This window comes from Paenibacillus oceani, from assembly GCF_014705615.1.
In the GTDB taxonomy this organism is placed as follows: Bacteria; Bacillota; Bacilli; order Paenibacillales; family NBRC-103111; genus Paenibacillus_AB; species Paenibacillus_AB oceani.
Genome location: NZ_JACXJA010000012.1, coordinates 1 through 17,898, shown reverse-complemented (window position 1 = coordinate 17,898; position 17,898 = coordinate 1). Strand labels below are relative to the sequence as shown.

The window sequence follows — 17,898 nt, the reverse complement described above, 5'->3', positions numbered from 1 at the left end:
AAGAAAGGCTAATCAATAAGTCAACAAGGAGTGAACTACCCAATGAGTAAGAAGATATTTAAAAACAAGTCCCGTGTCGGTCGGTCAAGATATTGTCAATTTAGGTTGGCGGCACAATGTTGAAAAGGAGTTACCTATAACCAACACTAAAATGGATCATGATCTATCCATGCTATGGGGGAAAGTCAGGAATGGGATAAAGAATGAAACCGATAAAGAACAGAGGCAATTCATCGATAAAGTAATTAAAGACTGGTGTATAAGGGTTTTTCAGAGCATTAATGATCCCATGGGGACGCCGTGGGGACGACGTAAAGCGTGAACTGGGTTACGGTGCAATAATTCGACTAGCTTTACCAGCAAGTAGGCGTGCTTCTTTACTAGTTTCATATCAATTGGTAATTGTTGGTTCGTATTATCCGATAGCTCCTTCCGGTCCAGCTGTTATGATGGGGGAGAAGGAGTTCTTGGAGGGCTAGGACCATGACCACCTTATCGTAATCACCCTTTTTGGGAAACTTGATAATTCTTTACTATCCATTGTTGCACCTTTGTAGAGGTGACTTGACTGTGTTTCATTAAGTCATAAAGTTTTTCCAATGTTCTTGCCATAACAACTAGCTCCTCAAAATAAATAGGTTCCACTAGTCTTTTTACTTTTCTATAAAGATCTTGTATGTTTCGACTTTTTGGAGATAATTAGGCGTCACTAGTAATCCATTCTTTCCAGTGTTTATTTCCTTTGGATTGATTACATTTTCCAGATGAGGGGACTAAATTATATATTCTGATAAATAGGTTTTTTTATTCTTCACCAATGGGCGTAGGTGATCCCGTTCAGTTGACTTATCACCACAGTAAGCACATCGTAAGTCTTTAGCTTCAAGCTCGAGTATTTTTAGACATTCTTCTAGTTCACTTTCGGTCATAGGAATGCAGGAAATTATTGCGCTAACAAATGAATTAGTAATGCTTGATGTACTGACCATGACATTACTGGTTTAGGAATTTGAAAGATTGACAATAGATTCAAAAACAGCTGCCCTGGTTGTTGGAATATCGCCTGTATAATCGGTCGGCGCGTCATCCAGATGGTGGCGAATCAACATAAGAACGCTTAACGGATTTGCCAAGTGGTTACTTTACGTATATGGCCCCGTAGGCGGTTATTCCAGATTGGGAGTACATGGAGAGATATATTAAGTCGTTACCTTTTAGCAAAGCAATCGAAAGTAATATTTAATAAGGCGTAGAGTTCCACGTCTTTTTGTGTTCCCTGATCTTTATTTTTTATTTTTAGTCAAAATATGCCCTGTACTAAAGGTCTCGAATTGTATCGGGCTTTTTTGCTATAGGTCGAACGAAAAAAAGGATGTGTAAATTAGCAGCACATCCTTCGGTCAAGTCAAGAATAGATATTAGTATCGCTTAGTGGGATCGATCGGTAGTATAGATACGTAACCATCTTTATTTTTTTTCTGAACGAAATTGCCACGCATATCAACAACCTTTGCATTTGTATATCTGTCGTCGATATTCTGATCAAGAAAGGGATTGGCTAGTCGGTCACGTGTCAAATTTCTTTTTCCTTGAAATTTTTTCATGTCGTCAACCTCCCTTAAATAAATTATAACACAAAAAAGCAATAGGAACTAGCGTTCGTATAATATTGTTTCGATTTTTGTATATGCTTCTTCTAGAGTACGACTAGTGGAAAACCATTTGTTTATCCTATTAGTATTACCGGACGATTTTGTAAACTTATAGCCTTCGGTTTTCCATTCCCCATTTAATTCATAAAGATTAAGTGAGCGAACGCTATTTTCATTATCCTCTGTCCATTTCTGAATGTTAGTACCGAGGTCGATTTCATATAACCAATCTAGATTTTCACAAACATCACTCAAATCATTCATCATATGAAGTATGGCCTTATATCGATCATCTGGATTAATTTTTAATGCATTCTTTATTATTTTTCTTAATGAGTTTGGTATATGTGGCAAATATTTATTGCGATCCGGAAAAGTGCCAGCTAACACTTCTTCAGGAGTGACTCCACTTTTGAACTTCTCCACAAATTCCTTATTCCCGTTGCACATTCTATACAAAGTTAAGCCTGCTTGGAAAATGTCGTATTGTGATGTATAAGAACCTGCCATAAATAACTCAGGTGTTAAGTGTGTAGGGTAAACAAGTGATGTTTTAGCAAAACCATAGCTATCGGTTAGTTTTGCCAAACCGAAATCAGTTAATACGGCTTTTCCAGCATCGTTTATGATAATATTGCTGGGTTTAATATCAAAATGTATTAATCCTTTTGTGTGGATATAGTGTATTGCACTTAAAAAATCTAAACCATATTGGACAATTTCACGGACACTTAAGAATTTTCGATCTATAAGTGCATTGAGGGACCCATTCTTCAAATATGGCATAGCAAGGTATATGTATTTATCATCTTGACTTCCATACTGTATTTCCATAACATTTGGATGTTTCGAAAGATAAAGTAATCTGGCTTCGTTAAAATAAGTTGAATCAGCTGGGATCCTCTGCTTTTCAACTTGTTTAATAACAAGTGTTGCATCTAACTGAAGGTCTTGAGCAATAAAAGTATTCGAATTAAGTCCTTCTGCTCCAATATTTTCGATCAATTTAAAGGATAGTTCAGTTACTTTTAAATCTGTAAGCATTAGTTTCTCCTCCTATTGTTCTAACGATGCTAGGGCTGTTAAGATGCTTTCCCGTTTTTCGGAGTGAGATCTAGCAATATCAGGGATGCCGACAAAATCGTTTTGTCCATCTATATAGCCAGTAATGATTTGTGTTGATTGGCCTAAACATCTCGCCAATTTCGTTTTTGTGGCAAGAAAATATTTCTCGACGGAACTGTTAGCAAAGAGTTCCTGAATTACTCCCTCTAAATAAATCCTAAAGTTACTTACAGATTGAGCTGTTCCTTCGGCAATTCTAACTCCGGCTATAGTTATATCGAATTCCATGATTATGGATAATAAAGTAGTTCTTAGATAGGATAGTTTTCGTGGATCATCCAAAGCTTCTGGAATCTTTATTTTATCAATAGCTTTTACTTCGAAATTATCATCAGGTAAACCTTCTATAATTGTGTAATAAATAACTTTTGGTGCTACCCGTATCCCTATTGCAACTGACATGAATTTTCCCCTCATTTTATATTTTTGAAATACTTTTCCATTATATCGATTATTTTTGAGAAGGAATACTCTTTCCTAATTACTAAATTTATTTTATAAAGAAGACTATCCTCGACTTCTATAGGACATATTTGATGCCAGAGGGCCAAAAAAAGGACCACTCATTTTTTATTTGCGCTGATTAAGGCAGAAGAACCCATTCCACGCCTGCTTTCTTCGCTAGTGACAACATCTCATGAGCTACTGCATGGGGACGACGAGGGGACAAAAACTCTGTTCATGTCCCCATATTGAGCAAAATTGAACAATATACGATTTTAAAACTACTTATTTTACAAAGGAAGAGCTAATTTTACTGAACTACATAAACAATACCCATATTCCCGCATACGGTAAATATAGTCTAGCAGCATAAAAGGAAGGGAACAGGAATAATCCTGCGCCCTTCTTAATCTGTAACTATACAGAGTTTGAGATGTTAATGTATGGCGAAGTGAATAATTCTTATTTGGATAGAAATAAACCTTCAAAGTACTGCCGAAAAGGTACACTGCCTCGTTATCACTCAATATTTCTTTTTTGAACCAAAGCATGCCACATTATTGCTGAGTTTCTTTAGCATCTTCTCTATTAATAACCCTCTCCGAACTCCTACCCAGTAAATGATCCGTTGAAATCTGGAAAAAGTCCGCTATTTTAATCAACGTAGCAAAGTCGGGTTCTATTGTACCTCGCTCATTGCTTACGATCTATCCATGTGAAATTTGAGTTTATCGGCCAGCTGATTTCTATGTAACTCCATTTGAGTGAGCATACAAAAAAATAGCTTTTCAATGCTTGCACAGTGTGCCTTATCTCATTATTTGTAGAATTATCCTATAAAAATACTCTCGCTAGCTCTTTGTTAACCCTCATAAAAGATTCGATTTGATCGACAGATAAGCTATTGATGACAGCAGTTAGTTCATCAATGGCTTTTCGTTGTGCCGCAGCTGTCTCGTTCAAGCTACCCTCGAAATAAAATAATTCCATTGGCTGAATTTCAAGGGCACTAATAACCTTCTCTAATGTATCTACAGAAAAGTTACGTTCTCCTCGCTCCATTGACCCAATATAGGCATCGTCTAAGTTAGAACGTTCTGCAAGTTGCTGCTGCGTAAGACCTCTGGCTTTTCTAATGGCTCTGATTCGTTCCCCGACTAATTTGCGTAAGTCTGACATGTTACCACCTCTATTAAAGATTAGGGAAGTTTGTCAGTAAATATTAGGGTTATATAGTAATTAAAAATCATTGAAAAAGCTTCTTTTAAGTAGTATATTAATATTAATTCCAATATTTTCTTTATTTATACTGGTTAAGCATATGATAATGAATAATGCAGTTACTAATTTTGAAAGGAACTATCAACCCCATGAACATACAATGGCAACTCCCCGACAATTCGACTTGGGAAACCAACGTCCCCAGTATCAATCAACTGCTCTTCGCCCTGGAAGTGGTCGATGCCGTGTCTATACAAGGTGTCTCCTATCAGACGGTGCAAAAGCAGTTGGTCGTGCAGGACGATCATATTTATGTAGCGGTTTCTTTGGTTCATCGGATGGCCGAAGGCCACTAAAAGCTAAGTTAGCCTTTTCTTGGCTGATAAACAACTACGAGTAAAGGAGCCGTGAGCATGGTCATCCCTACAGAAGCGTCGATTGGTTGGTTTATTGGATCGTTTGTCTTGCTGTTCGTTCTGTGCACGGTCCTGGAGGTCCGTTTCCGGAAGAAGATCCGGCTGGGGCTTGTGGATGAAAGTAAGTTCTCACCGGAGCGGCGAGCGGAGATTAAGCGGATCCGTGAGCGCATGGAGAAGAAGACCAAGGACAACGTGAATTAGATTGAGATGGAGTAACTTAACTCGCGCGGAGCGAAACTGGGGCTAACTGTCGGTCGGAAGACATCGAATTGAAACAGCCTCCATGAATAACCACAAAATCAGCTTGCTAACCTATAACTCTCCAAGCCTGCTAGAGGGAAATGCTTCTGGTGGGCTTTTTCGTGTTGTTAGCTGCCTTTGCATTTCTCTTTCAATTCAAAGGTAATTTATTACAATTGTCGAATAAAACAAGTTAAGTGAAAACGTACCTTATCTAGGAGAATACAATGCCAAATCAAAAGTTAAAGAAAAATAGGCTCGTTGGTGGAACCGTGTTCACCATTTTGTCGATAGCCATTGTCTTGTTTATCTACTACATGATGGGCAGTCCGAAGCAGAAGGTTGATGAGGGGATCGATGAGAACCGCTCTGTTCGGCTAAAGGTCGCTTATGAACATGCGGATGGGTTTATGAGCAATTATGGGAAGGCCTTCTCGCTGCGCTATCCGAACATCTCTTTCGAGGTGGTTACTGCGGCCCCGGGGGAGAATCTGCTGTCGATCTTGGAGCCGGAAGGTGCCGCCCGCATGCTTGAAGAGGAGCAGGTGGATCTTCTATGGATGAACGCGAAATCGTATGAGCAGGCTTCGCTGGACGGGCGTCTCGCTATGTTGGATGGCTGGATGGCTCAAGATCGCTTGGATCTGGAGGGAATCGATTCCGCCATCCTTACCGATTTGCGTCAACGAAGCGGGGGGCATCTGTATGGTCTTCCTCTGGAAGTGGACCGGATGGCCTTGTACTACAATACGGAGCTGTTCGAAGCGTATGGAATCCCGTTCCCGACGGATCGGATGAGCTGGGAAGATATCCTTCAGTTAGCTGCTCGTTTCCCGGCGACGGATGGGGAGGGCCGGCCATTGTATGGACTGAGCGTGTCCTATCCTTCTTCACCGGGAACTTTAATCGACTTGATGGGGCGTACCAACCAATTGCAGATGCTAGACCCGGTTCGCAAGGCGTTTACGCTGGAATCGGCAAGTTGGCAGCATGTATGGGAATTGGTTTTGGATCGCTTCAAACGCAGGACGGTTTTATGGGAAGACCAACCGGGCCGTAAAGATTTGTTTTTGCAAAAGCAAGTGGCCATGACGCTCCAATCCTCCGGTTTCCTGAATCGCTTGCTCCAGCCCGGCACTAATCTGGCATGGGATGTGGTTACAGAGCCTGTTCATCCGGAGTTCCCTGATATTTCCTCAACTTTCGATATACCCAGGATCGTCGCCATCCGCGCACAATCACCTAACCAGCGAGAAGCGTGGGAGTTTCTGAAAATGCTGTACAGCAAAGCCATGCTGCAGAAGCAAGTATGGACGACTGATTTGCGGCTTTTGCCTCAGAAGGAACTTTTGTTGAACCGGGTAAAAGCTTCGGGTACCCAGGCCAACGTCGGCGTGTTCTATACACTCAAACCGGGAACTCCGGTCGTTGATCCGCTTGATACGGTATCCGGTGAGCTCAAACGAATGGTTATTCAACTGATGGACGAGGCGGCTGCCGAAGTGATGGAGGGGACCATGCCGTTGCAAGAAGCGCTTCAGGTGCTGCAGCGCAAGGTAAATGAGGAGTATGCGCGTAAACAGCGATAACAAAGGAATGCAAGAGTGAATAGGAGTCTAACCCATGAAGAAAATAGGGATGGCCTTGTGTACCCTTGGTGTAAGTCTGTTAGCGACAGGATGCTTTCAAGATGCGAAAGAAAACGAAGATCCTACTCTGAAAGTTATGTTTGGTTCGGAACAAAGCTTTTATCGTTTATACGGCGATACCTTCGCAGCCAAATTTCCGAATCTGGATGTTGAGATTGTAGTGCCGGAGTCAAGCGCGTGGGCGAATGTCAAGGATTACTCGCGGTTTGTGGAAACGGAGCGACCTGATTTACTTATTCTAAATCCGAGTGATTATGATTTCTTGGCTTCTAATAAGCTCCTGCTAGATCTGTCAACACACATCAAGCGAAGCGGATTTGATCTGGACTCGATCTCTCCGGTGGTCGTGACCTATTTGAAGTCGGCGACAAACGACGTGGGGCTGTATGGGTTGACTCGCAGTTTTACGAGCAATGTGCTGGTATACAATAAAGAGTTGTTTGAGCGTTATGGCTTAGCGGAACCGACAGGTTCGATGAGTTGGGAGCAGTTGTACAAGCTGATGGACCATTTTAACCGAACCGCCCTCGCTGGTGAACGGATCTATGGTTATGAGGCTCTGAATAACATGCATCCTTTTCATTTCGTTCAAACGATCGCGTCCAGTGGCGGACTCAGCTTTGTTCATGTGGAGACGCGGCAAGTGACATTGAATACAACGGGCTGGAGAAATGCCATTCAACTGGTAACGGACGCTATATCCAGCGGGGCCCTAGGTGGAAAGCGGGCACAAGAAGGCGCTAGAAACTATATGACGGAAGCGAACCTGTTTGCGAGAGGGAAGGCTGCGTTAAAAGACGGCAACTTTCAGACGGTTAGCGAATGGATCAACAATCCGCCTCCATTTCGTTGGGGGATAACGGGAGCGGTTGCGTATAACCCATCCGAAGAAGCCACGGCGAGCCTGTTTAGTTCCGATGAGATCTTTGCCATTTCCGCGAAAGCCGACCATAAGGAAAACGCATGGCGTGTGATCCAATACTTGAACAGCGATGAACTTGCACGTGCCGAGTCGGGTATGCGGAACGGAATGCTTCCCGCACGGCAGGATTATGCTCCGGAAATCGCCGGACACGATGTCGGTCTGTTTTACCGAATTGCGAGTCCTGGGCCGAGTGTAAAGAGAGACCCGCTATTTGATTATTTGGCTTTGCCAGAGGCGTTTACCAAAGTAATGGCCTCCATCATACTGGAGGAATTCGACAGTGTGCTGGATGGGAAGAGCACGGTGGAGGAGGCACTCGAGCGCATGCAGCTGCGGGAGCAGGCGGCGCTTGATGAAGCTGTGGTGGAAGAAAGCAAAAGATAGGGCTATTCAGATAAATGTATGTTATACAAAATAAAACTATTGTTGGAAGGGGATATGTACTATGAAATGGTCTGAAATTTGTAGCCATTCCCCCAGTCGATTTGTTTTAGTAGAAGCAATTAAAGCGGTATCCAAGAATCGCTTGCGTACGATTGAAGAAATGACAGTTGTAGAAGAATATGATAACCCGATGAATGCTTGGGTAGGTTATAAGCTCCACCATAAGGAAAACCCTGAGCGTGAATTTTACGTTTTTCATACCAGTAAACGAGAAATTGAAGTTATTGAGGAATATTTTACAGGAATTCGAAAATGAAACTTAGACTTGAGATTCGGATTTAGTGGCCGACATTGGGTTATACCTCGATATGATAAATGGGACTGCCAAAAGAATGTATGGTGTCGGTGGTGCAAGTGAGTTATGTTATGAACAAATGGTAGAAGGCTTGCAAATTGGAACCATAATTCTATCTTCGTTTAAACTTCAATTGGGTATGACAAGGGAGCCTTAAAACGTATTCCCGTTTCTGACGGATCGAACCTTGATCGATTTGATGGGGCGTACCAACCAATTGCAGATGCTTGACCCGGTTTCCAAGACGTTTACGCTGGAATCGGCAAGTTGGCGGCATGTATGGGATGGTTTTGGATCGTTTCAAACGCAGAACGGTTTTGTGGGAAGACCAACCGAGACGTAAAGATTTGTTTTTGCAAAAGCAAGTGGCAATGACGCTCCAGTCCTCTAGTTTCTTGAATCGCTTGCTCCAGCCCGGTACTAATCTGGCGTGGGACGTTGTCACAGAGCCTGTTCATCTGGAGTTCCCTGATAGTTCTTCCACATTCAATATACCCAGGATCGTCGCCATCCGCGAAGCGTGGGAGTTTCTGGAAATGATAAACAGCAAATCCATGCTGTAAAAGCAAGAATGGACGACTGATTTGCGGCTTTTGCCTCAATCGATCGGATCAGCGACCGGAATTCCCGGTTTGGGTGTATAAAACGCGCTGACGTTGGCTCTTGGATGGACGAGGCGGGTGCCGAAGTGATGGAGGGACAATGCTGTTGTCAAGAAGCGCTTCAGGTGCTGCGAAGATCCTACACTGAAAGTCGCAGCGCAGACAGGAATCGTAAGTTCGTATATAAAGAGAGTGGCATGACGATGAAGGCATGGTGTGCCGAAAATAGACAACCTTTGTCAACTGAAATACTGGCTCTGCAAAATACTTCTGCATAAGGAAAAGGCGCCCACTGGACGCCTTCGACTTTTATATCTTATGAACTAAGGATATTATAATTTCCATTCACATCCATGATGATTCTAGTTATAAAAGATAGTGTTCCACCACCGCCGGCTAGAAACGTAAGCTGTGTATTACCACCAACATGTCCTGCACTTTTCGATGGTTCAACCAAAAGTGTAAAAGGAGCAGGAGTTCCTGCGGTGCAGGACGGGGCACAACTTACTGAAACTGGAGCTGTATGACTTGGAGTTTTCATACTACCCGTGACTCCGAAGCCAGTAGTTGTATTGCGTTGGTACTCCCATTTCCCATAAACGGTTTGAGCATAGTATATTAAATTTGATCTATTTCCGGATGTTGAACCATTCTGATAAGTTATCACATCTTCAATAGCGAGCAACGAAGCATCCGTGGTATTCTCTGTCAACGGAGCTAAAAGACTATATGTGCCGTCTGAATTGACTCTCACTTTATCTTCATCTTGTTTTCTTACCGTAATTGAGTTCAGGTTAACCGACGTTACACTTCCATCCTCATGTGTATAGGAATACGTTTCGGTTTTCGCTTGATTTAGAACAATTTTCCCTGCTCTTTTTTCATTTTCTTTGTTTATTTCACTATTGAGGTAAGCAAAGGCTTTTGATCTTTCCGATTGCTCGAGAGCCTTGGGAACATCAACTTGTTGGGCATACACCGATGTTGACAAAAATACCATCAAACACACTAAAAAAGATAGCGACAACAACTTTTTTGGATTCATTACCAATTTCCTCCTTTTTATTGACTTCACTTAAACAATAGACTACTATCCAAGTATGGTCAATACCTTTTCAGGAAAAAGGAGGCAATAATGCTAGATTATTTTATTTTTTTCCTATATCCTCCACTAATCTTCTTTTTATTTTCTGCTTTGCGTTTTCACAAACGTACTTTAGCTAAAATGGAAGAAATGATTAAAAATCAGCAGGAAATGATTCAATTACTCAAAGACGAGATATCAAACTTACGTAAGTGAAATAAGCATTCACAATTACACATAAAATTATGGTTTTGTTCGTTCTGTCTAACAACCGTTGCGATCTGCTGATATTTGGGTAATTGCTATTATCGAGCAGACTGCGCAGCCGTCGTGGACGTTGCAACCTTGCGCTGGCAAGTCGTCCGAGCCTTTGAGGGATCGTGCTGAACGAAGCGGATGAGCTGGTACTGCTTTAGCTGCGGGATCGCCGGGAGGTAGGCGTACGGCTCCAGCTGTCCGTTCTCGATCGCCGTAGGCTGACCGCCATATCCTTCAATCGATCCCTAGAGGTTGATCGGCTAAGATAACCTTTACGGAATTGGATATTCATTCAATATTTTGGTGGTTTAAGTGTACAACAGTAATTTAACCTGAATTTCGAAAGCCCATAGAATCAAGGTTCGTGAAAGAGAGAGCCAGTTCAAACGATGTAAAAAGAAGGGGATTTCCCCGCGGAATGGAGTCCTTCTGCTGAATACAGGCAGTTCTTCCCCCTCCCCACGAAAGAGGCTTTAGACTTTTCCATGTTAAGTTGTGGAAGAACTCATTCCAACTGGGCCACTCGGGTTTCGATCCGCTTCCAGACGTAGCGTCCGGCGAAGTCTTGGATCAGCTTGAGTACCACGGAACGGCTGTGTCGAATGAGGATCGCCGCGCAATGAAAGAATTCCTGACGGAATCGGGCAATCGTATAGCGTTGATGCACCGGTTCACAGCAATCGCGTTTGAAGCGTTCGAATAGATTGTAAGCGAGCAGCTTGATGAGCAGATCCAATTCATTCGCTTGAAAATCGCCGGTGGCAATGCGATCGATGGAAAATCCTTTTTTGGCTTCCTTGATGTAGTTCTCCATGCAGCAGCGTTGGTTGTAGAACCGCCAACAATCGATTGGCTCCCAGGCCAGGGTCGTCACGATCGCTTCGTACTGCCAGTCGGTATCGAACACGATGCGGCCCTGACCGTCTTCGAATACGTGCGCCTTGCGGATTATCGCTACTCGGCGCGCTTTTTTCCAGGAGGTCGCTTTGTAGATCAAGGTGATGCCTTCGATGATCCAGTCTTCGTCGACATAGCGCGTCCAATAGCGGCAAGCCTGGACTTCCTTGGCCAGTCGCTGTGTCCACTTCAGTTTACCGACATAGCCGATGCCTTTGCTCTCCCACAAGCTGTAGAAGTCTTCACCGCCGAAGCCTTTGTCAAATCGAGCGTACTTGACCTTTCGGTCGCCGAGCAGGGCAAAAGTCTGTTGCAGGAAGTCGACGGCCTTGGTAGAGGAGTGCGTATTGCCGGACCGGAGAACGGCATTCACATTCAAACGGGTTTGTCCTTCAAAAGCCAGCAACGGATGATAGCTCTTTCGCCCGGGCTTGTGTGGATTTGTTCCTTTTTCGGCGCCGTCCTGATCGCCATATACGGTTTCCACGGTGGAATCCAGATCGAGAATGAGGTCGCACGGCAAGCAAGGCTGGATGATCTCCTGATTCAACTGCCGCAGTTCGGTCGGAAGCTGTGGACACGACCGCCCGAGCCGAACCAATTCCTTGTACAACAAGCTGTGATGCGGGCAGCGACCGCCCAGAAACCGAAGCAGCAGGGCGTCGTGCTGCAACGTACGGAAATGAAAAATGCGCTGGCAGCCGAGCATCCAGCCGACCAGGAGATAGATCAGAATGCGATGGACGGGAAAGATCGCGTTGTGCGCTTTGCCCCCGGAGAGGCCGCGCATGGCTTGCACGAGTTTGATTTTTTCGAGATAGGCCAGAAAGATTTTAATGCCGCCGAAGCTTGTGGCGTTTTGCAACGAAAATTCGCTCTTGATTTTGCTGACGGATGTGGTAGACTTCACCTACAAGGTGCTCCTCTCTTTGGGTGATGTGTTCTGGTAAACACCATTCTACCAAAGATTTGGGGCACTTTTTACGTTTTCATAGAGTTCTACTTTCGAAATTCAGGTTTAATATAATTTTTTTAAAAGGATATTTTTACTAACAAGGGTTCCCTTCCAACATCGGAAGGCTAGCGTATACGGGGTTTGAGTGAGTAGAAAAGGTGTTTGGGGACGAATTGGGGACGTGCGATGCGCATGTCCCCTTTAGGTGCTATTTGGAGTTTGCCGGATACATCTGCATCTGAGGGAGGTCAATGATCATATTGACGCTTTTCAGTTTTTCATTAATCCATCTGAAGAAGCCACGGCGAACCTGTTTAGTTCCAATGAGATCTTTGCCATTTCCGCGAAAGCCGACCATAAGGACAACGCCTGGCGTGTTATCCAATACTTGAACAGCGATGAACTTGCCCGTACCGAATCGGGTATACGGAACGGAATGCTTCCTGCACGGCAGGAATATGCTCCGGAAATCGCCGGACACGATGTCGGTCTGTTTTACCGAATTGCGAGTCCTGGGCCGAGTGTAAAGAGAGACCCGCTGTTTGATTTTTTGGCTTTGCCTGAGGCGTTTACCAGTGTATGTGTTCACCGCCTCGTAGATAATTGTAGGGCACATTTTCCTTTAATGATGATATGATTTAGATAATTAACTTTCTTATTGCGCTCTTGTAGATTGGGGTTGGGTTTCTAATGAGGGGTATTCTCCGATTCGGTTCTCGTACGATCTTGCTTCATATAGCTGCTGCCGTTGTTCTTGGTTTGGCTGTAAGCTATGCCGTCATCTCTGTACCGGATTCCCCTAAGTTCCAAAGTGAAGAAGGCATTCTGGATGTAACGCAAGTTCATGTCAGTGAGAATCCGCTAAAGATAAAAGGGGAGTGGGCGTTCTACTGGCAAGAACTGCTGTCGCCTGAGGACATACAGAATCGCTTCGCAAGGGACGGAAATCATGACCGCTGGATCAGCATCCCGGGCTCTTGGCTAGGCTATCGGCTAGATGGTCAGCAGCTGGACGGTACAGGCTTTGCAACCTTTCGGGTGGTTATCGAGCTTAGCGAGCAGGATCGAAATGAGCGGCTTGCTCTGCGGCTGCCTAGCATCTTTCATGCGTATAAATTATGGGTGAATGGTGAACTTCTGGCAGAAGTTGGTGCGGTTGGTCAGGACAAGAGCAGCGTGACGCCGCAATTGTCAACGAAGCTGGTGTTCTTCCAGCCCGAGAATGACAGAGTGGAGCTGGTTATGCAAGTAGCCAACTTCCATCATAAGCGAGGCGGCATCACCAAGTATATCGAGTTGGGCGGCAGTGATGTGTTAACGGTCCGGACAAATCTGAGAATCGCCGCTGAAATGTTCATCACCGCAAGCCTGCTGGTGATTGGCCTGTATCACCTGCTGTTGTTCGTCCTGCGACGCAAAGACAGGGCTCCATTGTATTTTGGTCTGTTCACCATGTCGCTTGGTATCCGATCCTTGCTGGTCGGCGAGCTATTGCTCACACAATGGTGGCCGACTTTTCCGTGGGAATTGCAGTTCAAGATCGAGTACCTGATTCTATGCAGCAGTGGATACATCATCACGATGTACTCGGAATGCATCTTTCCAAATTATGTGTCGCGATGGTTTCGCCTGGGCACCCGGATCGCAACCGGCGCACTCTGTCTAGTAGTTGCGGTGGCTCCTGCGCTTATATATACCAAATTATTACCGATAATCGGTGTGGTCGTTGTTCTCCATATGATGTATCTGATGGTTGGGCTGGTCCAAGCGGCTGTTCGGCGTATGGAGGGAGCGCTGATCTTCCTGCTGGTGTCGGTGGTTGCTTTAGTGACGGTCATCAACGATTTTTTATATTACAACGAATGGTCACGAATCGGAAATACATCTCCGCTTGGTCTGTTGGTGTTTACGATTGCACAGATGATGCTGCTTTCTTCCAGATTTACGAGAGCGGCATCGAACGAAGAGAGGATATCACGTGAGCTGCAAGATGCTAACAACAAGCTGACCGAAATGAATATGAATTTGGAACGGACCGTGCAGGAACGCACACAGGCCTTATCCGCAGCTCATGATGATCTCCGCACTTCGTATGACCGGTTGCTTCACTCCGAGCATGGGAGAAAAAAGCTTCTTGCCTATATTACGCATGATCTGCGTACGCCGCTGACCAGCATGCTTGGTTATGTAGAAGCTGTGCAGGACAGGGTCAAGCCGGAACGTAATGAACAGTACCTGAAGTATATCCGGGATAATACGATAAGGATTAACCGCATGATCGAGGAGCTGTCCTTCTTGTCGCATTTGGAGACGGGACAAGTCTCGTACCGAATGGAGCCGGTTCATGTGGTTCACTTCTTGGGTGTTTTTTTTGAACAATATGAGCTGGTTGTGCGTGACGCGGGGCTGGATTTCATACTGGATATCGGAGATGGGGAAGATCAACGATCGAACTTGCCTGTTGTCGAGATGGATGCGCAAAGATTAGAGCAGGCGTTGTTCAATCTCGTGTCAAACGCGATGAAGTTCACCTCCAGAGGCGGGGTGGTGCGTATTGCGCTAGCTGTGGACGAGGCGAATCCTGCCCGCTATGCGATCATTACCGTACAAGATTCTGGCACGGGTATTCCTCCGGATCAGCTCGAGCAAATCTTCAATCGCAATTACAGGTATGATCGGCCGGACGCGAAGACGGGGATCGAGGGCAGCGGGCTCGGGCTGGCGATTTGCAGGGAAATCGTACAAGCGCATGGAGGGACGGTTCGAGCGGAGAGCGACGGCAAGACGGGGTCGATCTTCTATGTATCGCTTCCTTGTATTGTAAATGAAGGAAGGTGACGGTGTGGTGGACACGCACAAAATCATGATCGTCGATGATGATCCTCATATATGTGAGATAGTTCAGGCGTATTGCGAGCGGGAGGGTTTCCTATCCTCCTACAGTCATAGCGGGACAGAAGCCATGAAGCTGCTTGAGTCTTTCGAGCCGGATTTGATTGTACTGGATATCATGCTGGCTAATGAAAATGGCATTGATTGGTGCATGAACGCACGTAGCTACACGAATGCGCCGATCGTGTTTCTGAGCAGCCGTGAGGAAGACGAGGTGAAGATCAGCGCATTATCCTATGGCGGCGACGATTATGTGACCAAGCCGTTCAGTCCAGGAGTCCTCATGGCCAAGATCAAGGCTCATCTTCGCAGAGTGTCGACAGGCAGAAGGGAACAACTGCTGGAGTTACCGGGTTTGACGCTGGATTTCTACGCACAGTCCGTCAACACGGGTAGTGAACCCATCTTTTTATCGAAAAAAGAGTTTAGTCTACTGTCCTATATGGCACAAAACGTGAATCGTGTCGTTAGTAGCGATGCGTTGTTTCAGCTCATCTGGGGAACGGAGAGTCTGGAGGATACGAGAACGGTCGCCGTACACATCAGTAATTTGCGCAAAAAAATCGAGGCTGACCCTGCCAATCCGGAGAGAATCATTACGATTCGAGGGGCCGGATATATGCTGGTTGCTAGAACTGCGTTGCAAGCGCGAACTTAGCGTTAAGGTTCGGGAAATCACCAAGCTAAAAAAATCCCGCTTGAATGGACTCAAGCGGGATTTGATCTGATCATTACTCCTTGTATCCGTCTATCCTATCAAACACTTGCAGCGTCCGAATCCATACAACAGCGGCCTGCGCGCGTGTTGTTTCACCTTTCAGACTGACCTCGTTCTCGCCCGTGCCTGTCATAATGTGAAGCTTAACCATCAGGCGAACGTCTTCCAAGTAGGCGGAATCCGCCTGGGCGATGTCCTTGTAGCCATCCAAGCTTACAAAATCCTTGGTAAGCGGCAGCTCCTCAAGTTTTACGACCGCCGCCAGCATATTTGCCATTTCTTCACGGGTCAGAGGTTGTTCTGGATTGAAGCTTGTACCGCTTACGAAGTCCAGCAGTCCAAGCTCCCTTGCTGTCGCTACCTCCTCGTAGTACCACGCTCCCGACTTCACATCGACATAAGACACTGCACTGCCGATCGATAGGCCGCGTCCGAGCGCCCGGACGAGCATGGCGGTGAACTCCGCTCTCGTAACGGTTTTGTCGGGTGCAAACCGTCCGTCCCCAACGCCTTCGACAAGTCCCTTCGTCGCCGCCAGTTCAACAAACGATTTGCCCAATGCATGAGCAAAGCCAGCGGAAAGAACAAAAATGTGTCAGTGCGAACTTAAAGATTTCTTTATGTTTCCTATATAGAGCAATCTACTATGATAAATTAGAAGTACTATTTTGGGTTTTTGACGAAGAACAGCTAGCTGTCATGGGAGTGGTATATACAACCAGATACTTGGACCAAGGCATCGTTGCATGTGACGACATTTGTAATTAGGGGGGAATGGCGTGAATGTAAAATCCGTGCAGCCGGTCAGTGATTATTTCAAAGCGATGCAGCAATGCAAGGACGCACGTGCGACGAAGGATCAGTCGCGTTTGGCGTCTATTCGAAATATACTCATGCTGGGCAAGAAGCTACACACCGACGAAATGGACTACTTGCAGCGACATGATCCCCATCTACATGATCAAGCAATAAGCCTCTCGATGGAACGCCAAGCGTATGAGGATGCATTGCAGCATAGCCGTAGCAAAGCGGATGCGAACTATTACAACACGTTCAAGCTGATGCAGATTGCCGGACAACTGAAGCATGGTGGTTCCGAGGAGCTGCTGATGCGCGCGAACGCGATTCAGGAAGCCCATCGCGAGTTCGTGCGATCGAGCAAGTATGCCTCACTAAGGTCAGAAGGATACGCACCCCGTAAATTACGATGATGAAACCATAGCAAATTTAATTGATCCACTAGGAGCAAGCCTTATGAGCAATATATCAAGACAGCAGCGACCGGGATTGTGGATTTTTTGAAATCTGCGAGGGATATACAAGCATCGGCGCAAAAATTAATGCAGAAGGATCATTCATCTTTACAAGCAAGGACGGCGGAATCATCGGACAGCAAGAAGGTTACTGCAACTGATGCAAATGGCTATGCCGACACAGGCAAGCGGGTGGGTCGTGAATTTGCTTTATTAACTAGTTAACTAGATACAGGCAATGAACAACAATTTACAAATAAAGGATATAATGGTTCAAAACCCGCTTGAGTAGATAAAAATCTATTCAGGCGGGTTTGTCCATGTAGTTGGTAGTGAAACCGACTCAGGCGGTAGCTGTGCAGGGCAGCGGGCTCGGGCTGGCGATTTGCAGGGAAATCGTACAAGCGCATGGAGGGGCGGTTCGAGCGGAGAGCGACGGCAAGACGGGGTCGATCTTCTATGTATCGCTTCCTTGTATTGTAAATAGAGGAAGGTGACGGCGTGGTGGACGCGCACAAAATCATGATCATCGATGATGACCCCCATATATGCGAGATTGTTCAGGCGTATTGCGAGCGGGAGGGTTTCCTATCCTCCTACAGTCATAGCGGGACAGAAGCCATGAAGCTGCTTGAGTCTTTCGAGCCGGATTTGATTGTACTGGATATCATGCTGGCTAATGAAAACGGTATGGATTGGTGCATGAACGCACGTACCTACACGAATGCGCCGATCGTGTTTCTGAGCAGCCGTGAGGAAGACGAGGTGAAAATCAGCGCGTTATCCTATGGCGGCGACGATTATGTGACCAAGCCGTTCAGTCCG

Annotated in this window: 19 protein-coding genes; 12 read left to right on the top strand and 7 right to left on the bottom strand. The window is 45.4% G+C overall.

Annotation, left to right across the window (positions count from 1 at the left end; translation table 11 throughout):
* Positions 1–1,418: 1,418 nt before the first annotated feature.
* The 4 genes from IDH45_RS10870 to IDH45_RS10855 form a co-directional block, all read right to left on the bottom strand.
* A complete protein-coding gene (locus IDH45_RS10870) occupies positions 1,419–1,604 on the bottom strand; it encodes a hypothetical protein (protein WP_190927460.1) in 186 nt (61 codons plus the stop codon).
* A 48-nt stretch (positions 1,605–1,652) separates the two neighbouring features.
* Positions 1,653–2,696, bottom strand: a complete 1,044-nt coding sequence (locus IDH45_RS10865) for a serine/threonine-protein kinase (RefSeq protein WP_190927459.1) — start codon at positions 2,694–2,696, stop codon at positions 1,653–1,655.
* Positions 2,697–2,708: 12 nt separating this feature from the next.
* Positions 2,709–3,179, bottom strand: a complete 471-nt coding sequence (locus tag IDH45_RS10860; RefSeq protein ID WP_190927458.1) for a hypothetical protein — start codon at positions 3,177–3,179, stop codon at positions 2,709–2,711.
* An 876-nt stretch (positions 3,180–4,055) separates the two neighbouring features.
* Complete coding sequence (locus IDH45_RS10855) at positions 4,056–4,400, bottom strand: helix-turn-helix domain-containing protein (protein ID WP_190927457.1); 345 nt, start codon at positions 4,398–4,400, stop codon at positions 4,056–4,058.
* A 191-nt stretch (positions 4,401–4,591) separates the two neighbouring features.
* On the opposite strand from IDH45_RS10855, the gene IDH45_RS10850 reads away from it, so the two are divergent.
* The 6 genes from IDH45_RS10850 (at position 4,592) to IDH45_RS10825 (ending at position 8,977) form a co-directional block, all read left to right on the top strand.
* The gene (locus tag IDH45_RS10850) at positions 4,592–4,798 is read left to right on the top strand and encodes a hypothetical protein (RefSeq protein ID WP_190927456.1); all 207 of its coding nucleotides are present in this window, start codon (positions 4,592–4,594) and stop codon (positions 4,796–4,798) included.
* 57 nt (positions 4,799–4,855) lie between these two features.
* Positions 4,856–5,062, top strand: a complete 207-nt coding sequence (locus IDH45_RS10845; protein ID WP_190927455.1) for a hypothetical protein — start codon at positions 4,856–4,858, stop codon at positions 5,060–5,062.
* A 266-nt stretch (positions 5,063–5,328) separates the two neighbouring features.
* A complete protein-coding gene (locus tag IDH45_RS10840) occupies positions 5,329–6,690 on the top strand; it encodes an ABC transporter substrate-binding protein (RefSeq protein WP_190927454.1) in 1,362 nt (453 codons plus the stop codon).
* A 34-nt stretch (positions 6,691–6,724) separates the two neighbouring features.
* Complete coding sequence (locus tag IDH45_RS10835; RefSeq protein WP_190927453.1) at positions 6,725–8,059, top strand: ABC transporter substrate-binding protein; 1,335 nt, start codon at positions 6,725–6,727, stop codon at positions 8,057–8,059.
* A gap of 61 nt (positions 8,060–8,120) precedes the next feature.
* Positions 8,121–8,375 carry a hypothetical protein gene (locus tag IDH45_RS10830; RefSeq protein WP_190927452.1) on the top strand — a complete coding sequence of 85 codons (255 nt, stop codon included), beginning with the start codon at positions 8,121–8,123 and terminating at the stop codon, positions 8,373–8,375.
* Positions 8,376–8,698: 323 nt separating this feature from the next.
* Positions 8,699–8,977 carry a hypothetical protein gene (locus IDH45_RS10825; RefSeq protein ID WP_190927451.1) on the top strand — a complete coding sequence of 93 codons (279 nt, stop codon included), beginning with the start codon at positions 8,699–8,701 and terminating at the stop codon, positions 8,975–8,977.
* 355 nt (positions 8,978–9,332) lie between these two features.
* Here the strand turns inward: IDH45_RS10825 and IDH45_RS10820 are convergent, their stop codons facing one another.
* Together IDH45_RS10820 and IDH45_RS10815 are read right to left on the bottom strand one after the other, a co-directional pair.
* Positions 9,333–10,061: a hypothetical protein gene (locus IDH45_RS10820; RefSeq protein WP_190927450.1), complete on the bottom strand. Its 729-nt coding sequence runs from the start codon at positions 10,059–10,061 to the stop codon at positions 9,333–9,335.
* Positions 10,062–10,863: 802 nt separating this feature from the next.
* Entirely contained in the window at positions 10,864–12,165 is a 1,302-nt protein-coding gene (locus IDH45_RS10815; protein ID WP_190927448.1) for an IS1380 family transposase, read from the bottom strand.
* A gap of 735 nt (positions 12,166–12,900) precedes the next feature.
* On the opposite strand from IDH45_RS10815, the gene IDH45_RS10810 reads away from it, so the two are divergent.
* Together IDH45_RS10810 and IDH45_RS10805 are read left to right on the top strand one after the other, a co-directional pair.
* Positions 12,901–15,048: an ATP-binding protein gene (locus tag IDH45_RS10810; protein ID WP_190927446.1), complete on the top strand. Its 2,148-nt coding sequence runs from the start codon at positions 12,901–12,903 to the stop codon at positions 15,046–15,048.
* A gap of 4 nt (positions 15,049–15,052) precedes the next feature.
* The gene (locus IDH45_RS10805; protein WP_317891186.1) at positions 15,053–15,760 is read left to right on the top strand and encodes a response regulator transcription factor; all 708 of its coding nucleotides are present in this window, start codon (positions 15,053–15,055) and stop codon (positions 15,758–15,760) included.
* Between the two features lie 73 nt (positions 15,761–15,833).
* Here IDH45_RS10805 and IDH45_RS10800 read toward each other — a convergent pair whose 3' ends face one another.
* On the bottom strand, positions 15,834–16,379 hold the full coding sequence (locus tag IDH45_RS10800) for an S-layer homology domain-containing protein (protein WP_190927444.1): 546 nt from the start codon (positions 16,377–16,379) through the stop codon (positions 15,834–15,836).
* 220 nt (positions 16,380–16,599) lie between these two features.
* Between IDH45_RS10800 and IDH45_RS10795 the strand changes: the two genes are divergently transcribed.
* The 4 genes from IDH45_RS10795 to IDH45_RS10780 form a co-directional block, all read left to right on the top strand.
* On the top strand, positions 16,600–17,031 hold the full coding sequence (locus tag IDH45_RS10795; protein ID WP_190927442.1) for a hypothetical protein: 432 nt from the start codon (positions 16,600–16,602) through the stop codon (positions 17,029–17,031).
* Between the two features lie 78 nt (positions 17,032–17,109).
* A complete protein-coding gene (locus tag IDH45_RS10790; protein ID WP_190927440.1) occupies positions 17,110–17,298 on the top strand; it encodes a hypothetical protein in 189 nt (62 codons plus the stop codon).
* 107 nt (positions 17,299–17,405) lie between these two features.
* Positions 17,406–17,570, top strand: coding sequence for an ATP-binding protein (locus IDH45_RS10785; RefSeq protein ID WP_317891188.1), 165 nt, complete (start codon positions 17,406–17,408; stop codon positions 17,568–17,570).
* Between the two features lie 4 nt (positions 17,571–17,574).
* On the top strand, positions 17,575–17,898 hold a 324-nt coding region (locus tag IDH45_RS10780), incomplete at its 3' end, for a response regulator (protein WP_317891185.1).

Bases quoted from the DNA above. Each gene is read 5' to 3' on its own strand.
- IDH45_RS10870 (WP_190927460.1), bottom strand. From the start codon at position 1,604: ATGAAAAAATTTCAAGGAAAAAGAAATTTGACACGTGACCGACTAGCC.
- IDH45_RS10865 (WP_190927459.1), bottom strand. From the start codon at position 2,696: ATGCTTACAGATTTAAAAGTAACTGAACTATCCTTTAAATTGATCGAA.
- IDH45_RS10860 (WP_190927458.1), bottom strand. From the start codon at position 3,179: ATGTCAGTTGCAATAGGGATACGGGTAGCACCAAAAGTTATTTATTAC.
- IDH45_RS10855 (WP_190927457.1), bottom strand. From the start codon at position 4,400: ATGTCAGACTTACGCAAATTAGTCGGGGAACGAATCAGAGCCATTAGA.
- IDH45_RS10850 (WP_190927456.1), top strand. From the start codon at position 4,592: ATGAACATACAATGGCAACTCCCCGACAATTCGACTTGGGAAACCAAC.
- IDH45_RS10845 (WP_190927455.1), top strand. From the start codon at position 4,856: ATGGTCATCCCTACAGAAGCGTCGATTGGTTGGTTTATTGGATCGTTT.
- IDH45_RS10840 (WP_190927454.1), top strand. From the start codon at position 5,329: ATGCCAAATCAAAAGTTAAAGAAAAATAGGCTCGTTGGTGGAACCGTG.
- IDH45_RS10835 (WP_190927453.1), top strand. From the start codon at position 6,725: ATGAAGAAAATAGGGATGGCCTTGTGTACCCTTGGTGTAAGTCTGTTA.
- IDH45_RS10830 (WP_190927452.1), top strand. From the start codon at position 8,121: ATGAAATGGTCTGAAATTTGTAGCCATTCCCCCAGTCGATTTGTTTTA.
- IDH45_RS10825 (WP_190927451.1), top strand. From the start codon at position 8,699: ATGGTTTTGGATCGTTTCAAACGCAGAACGGTTTTGTGGGAAGACCAA.
- IDH45_RS10820 (WP_190927450.1), bottom strand. From the start codon at position 10,061: ATGAATCCAAAAAAGTTGTTGTCGCTATCTTTTTTAGTGTGTTTGATG.
- IDH45_RS10810 (WP_190927446.1), top strand. From the start codon at position 12,901: ATGAGGGGTATTCTCCGATTCGGTTCTCGTACGATCTTGCTTCATATA.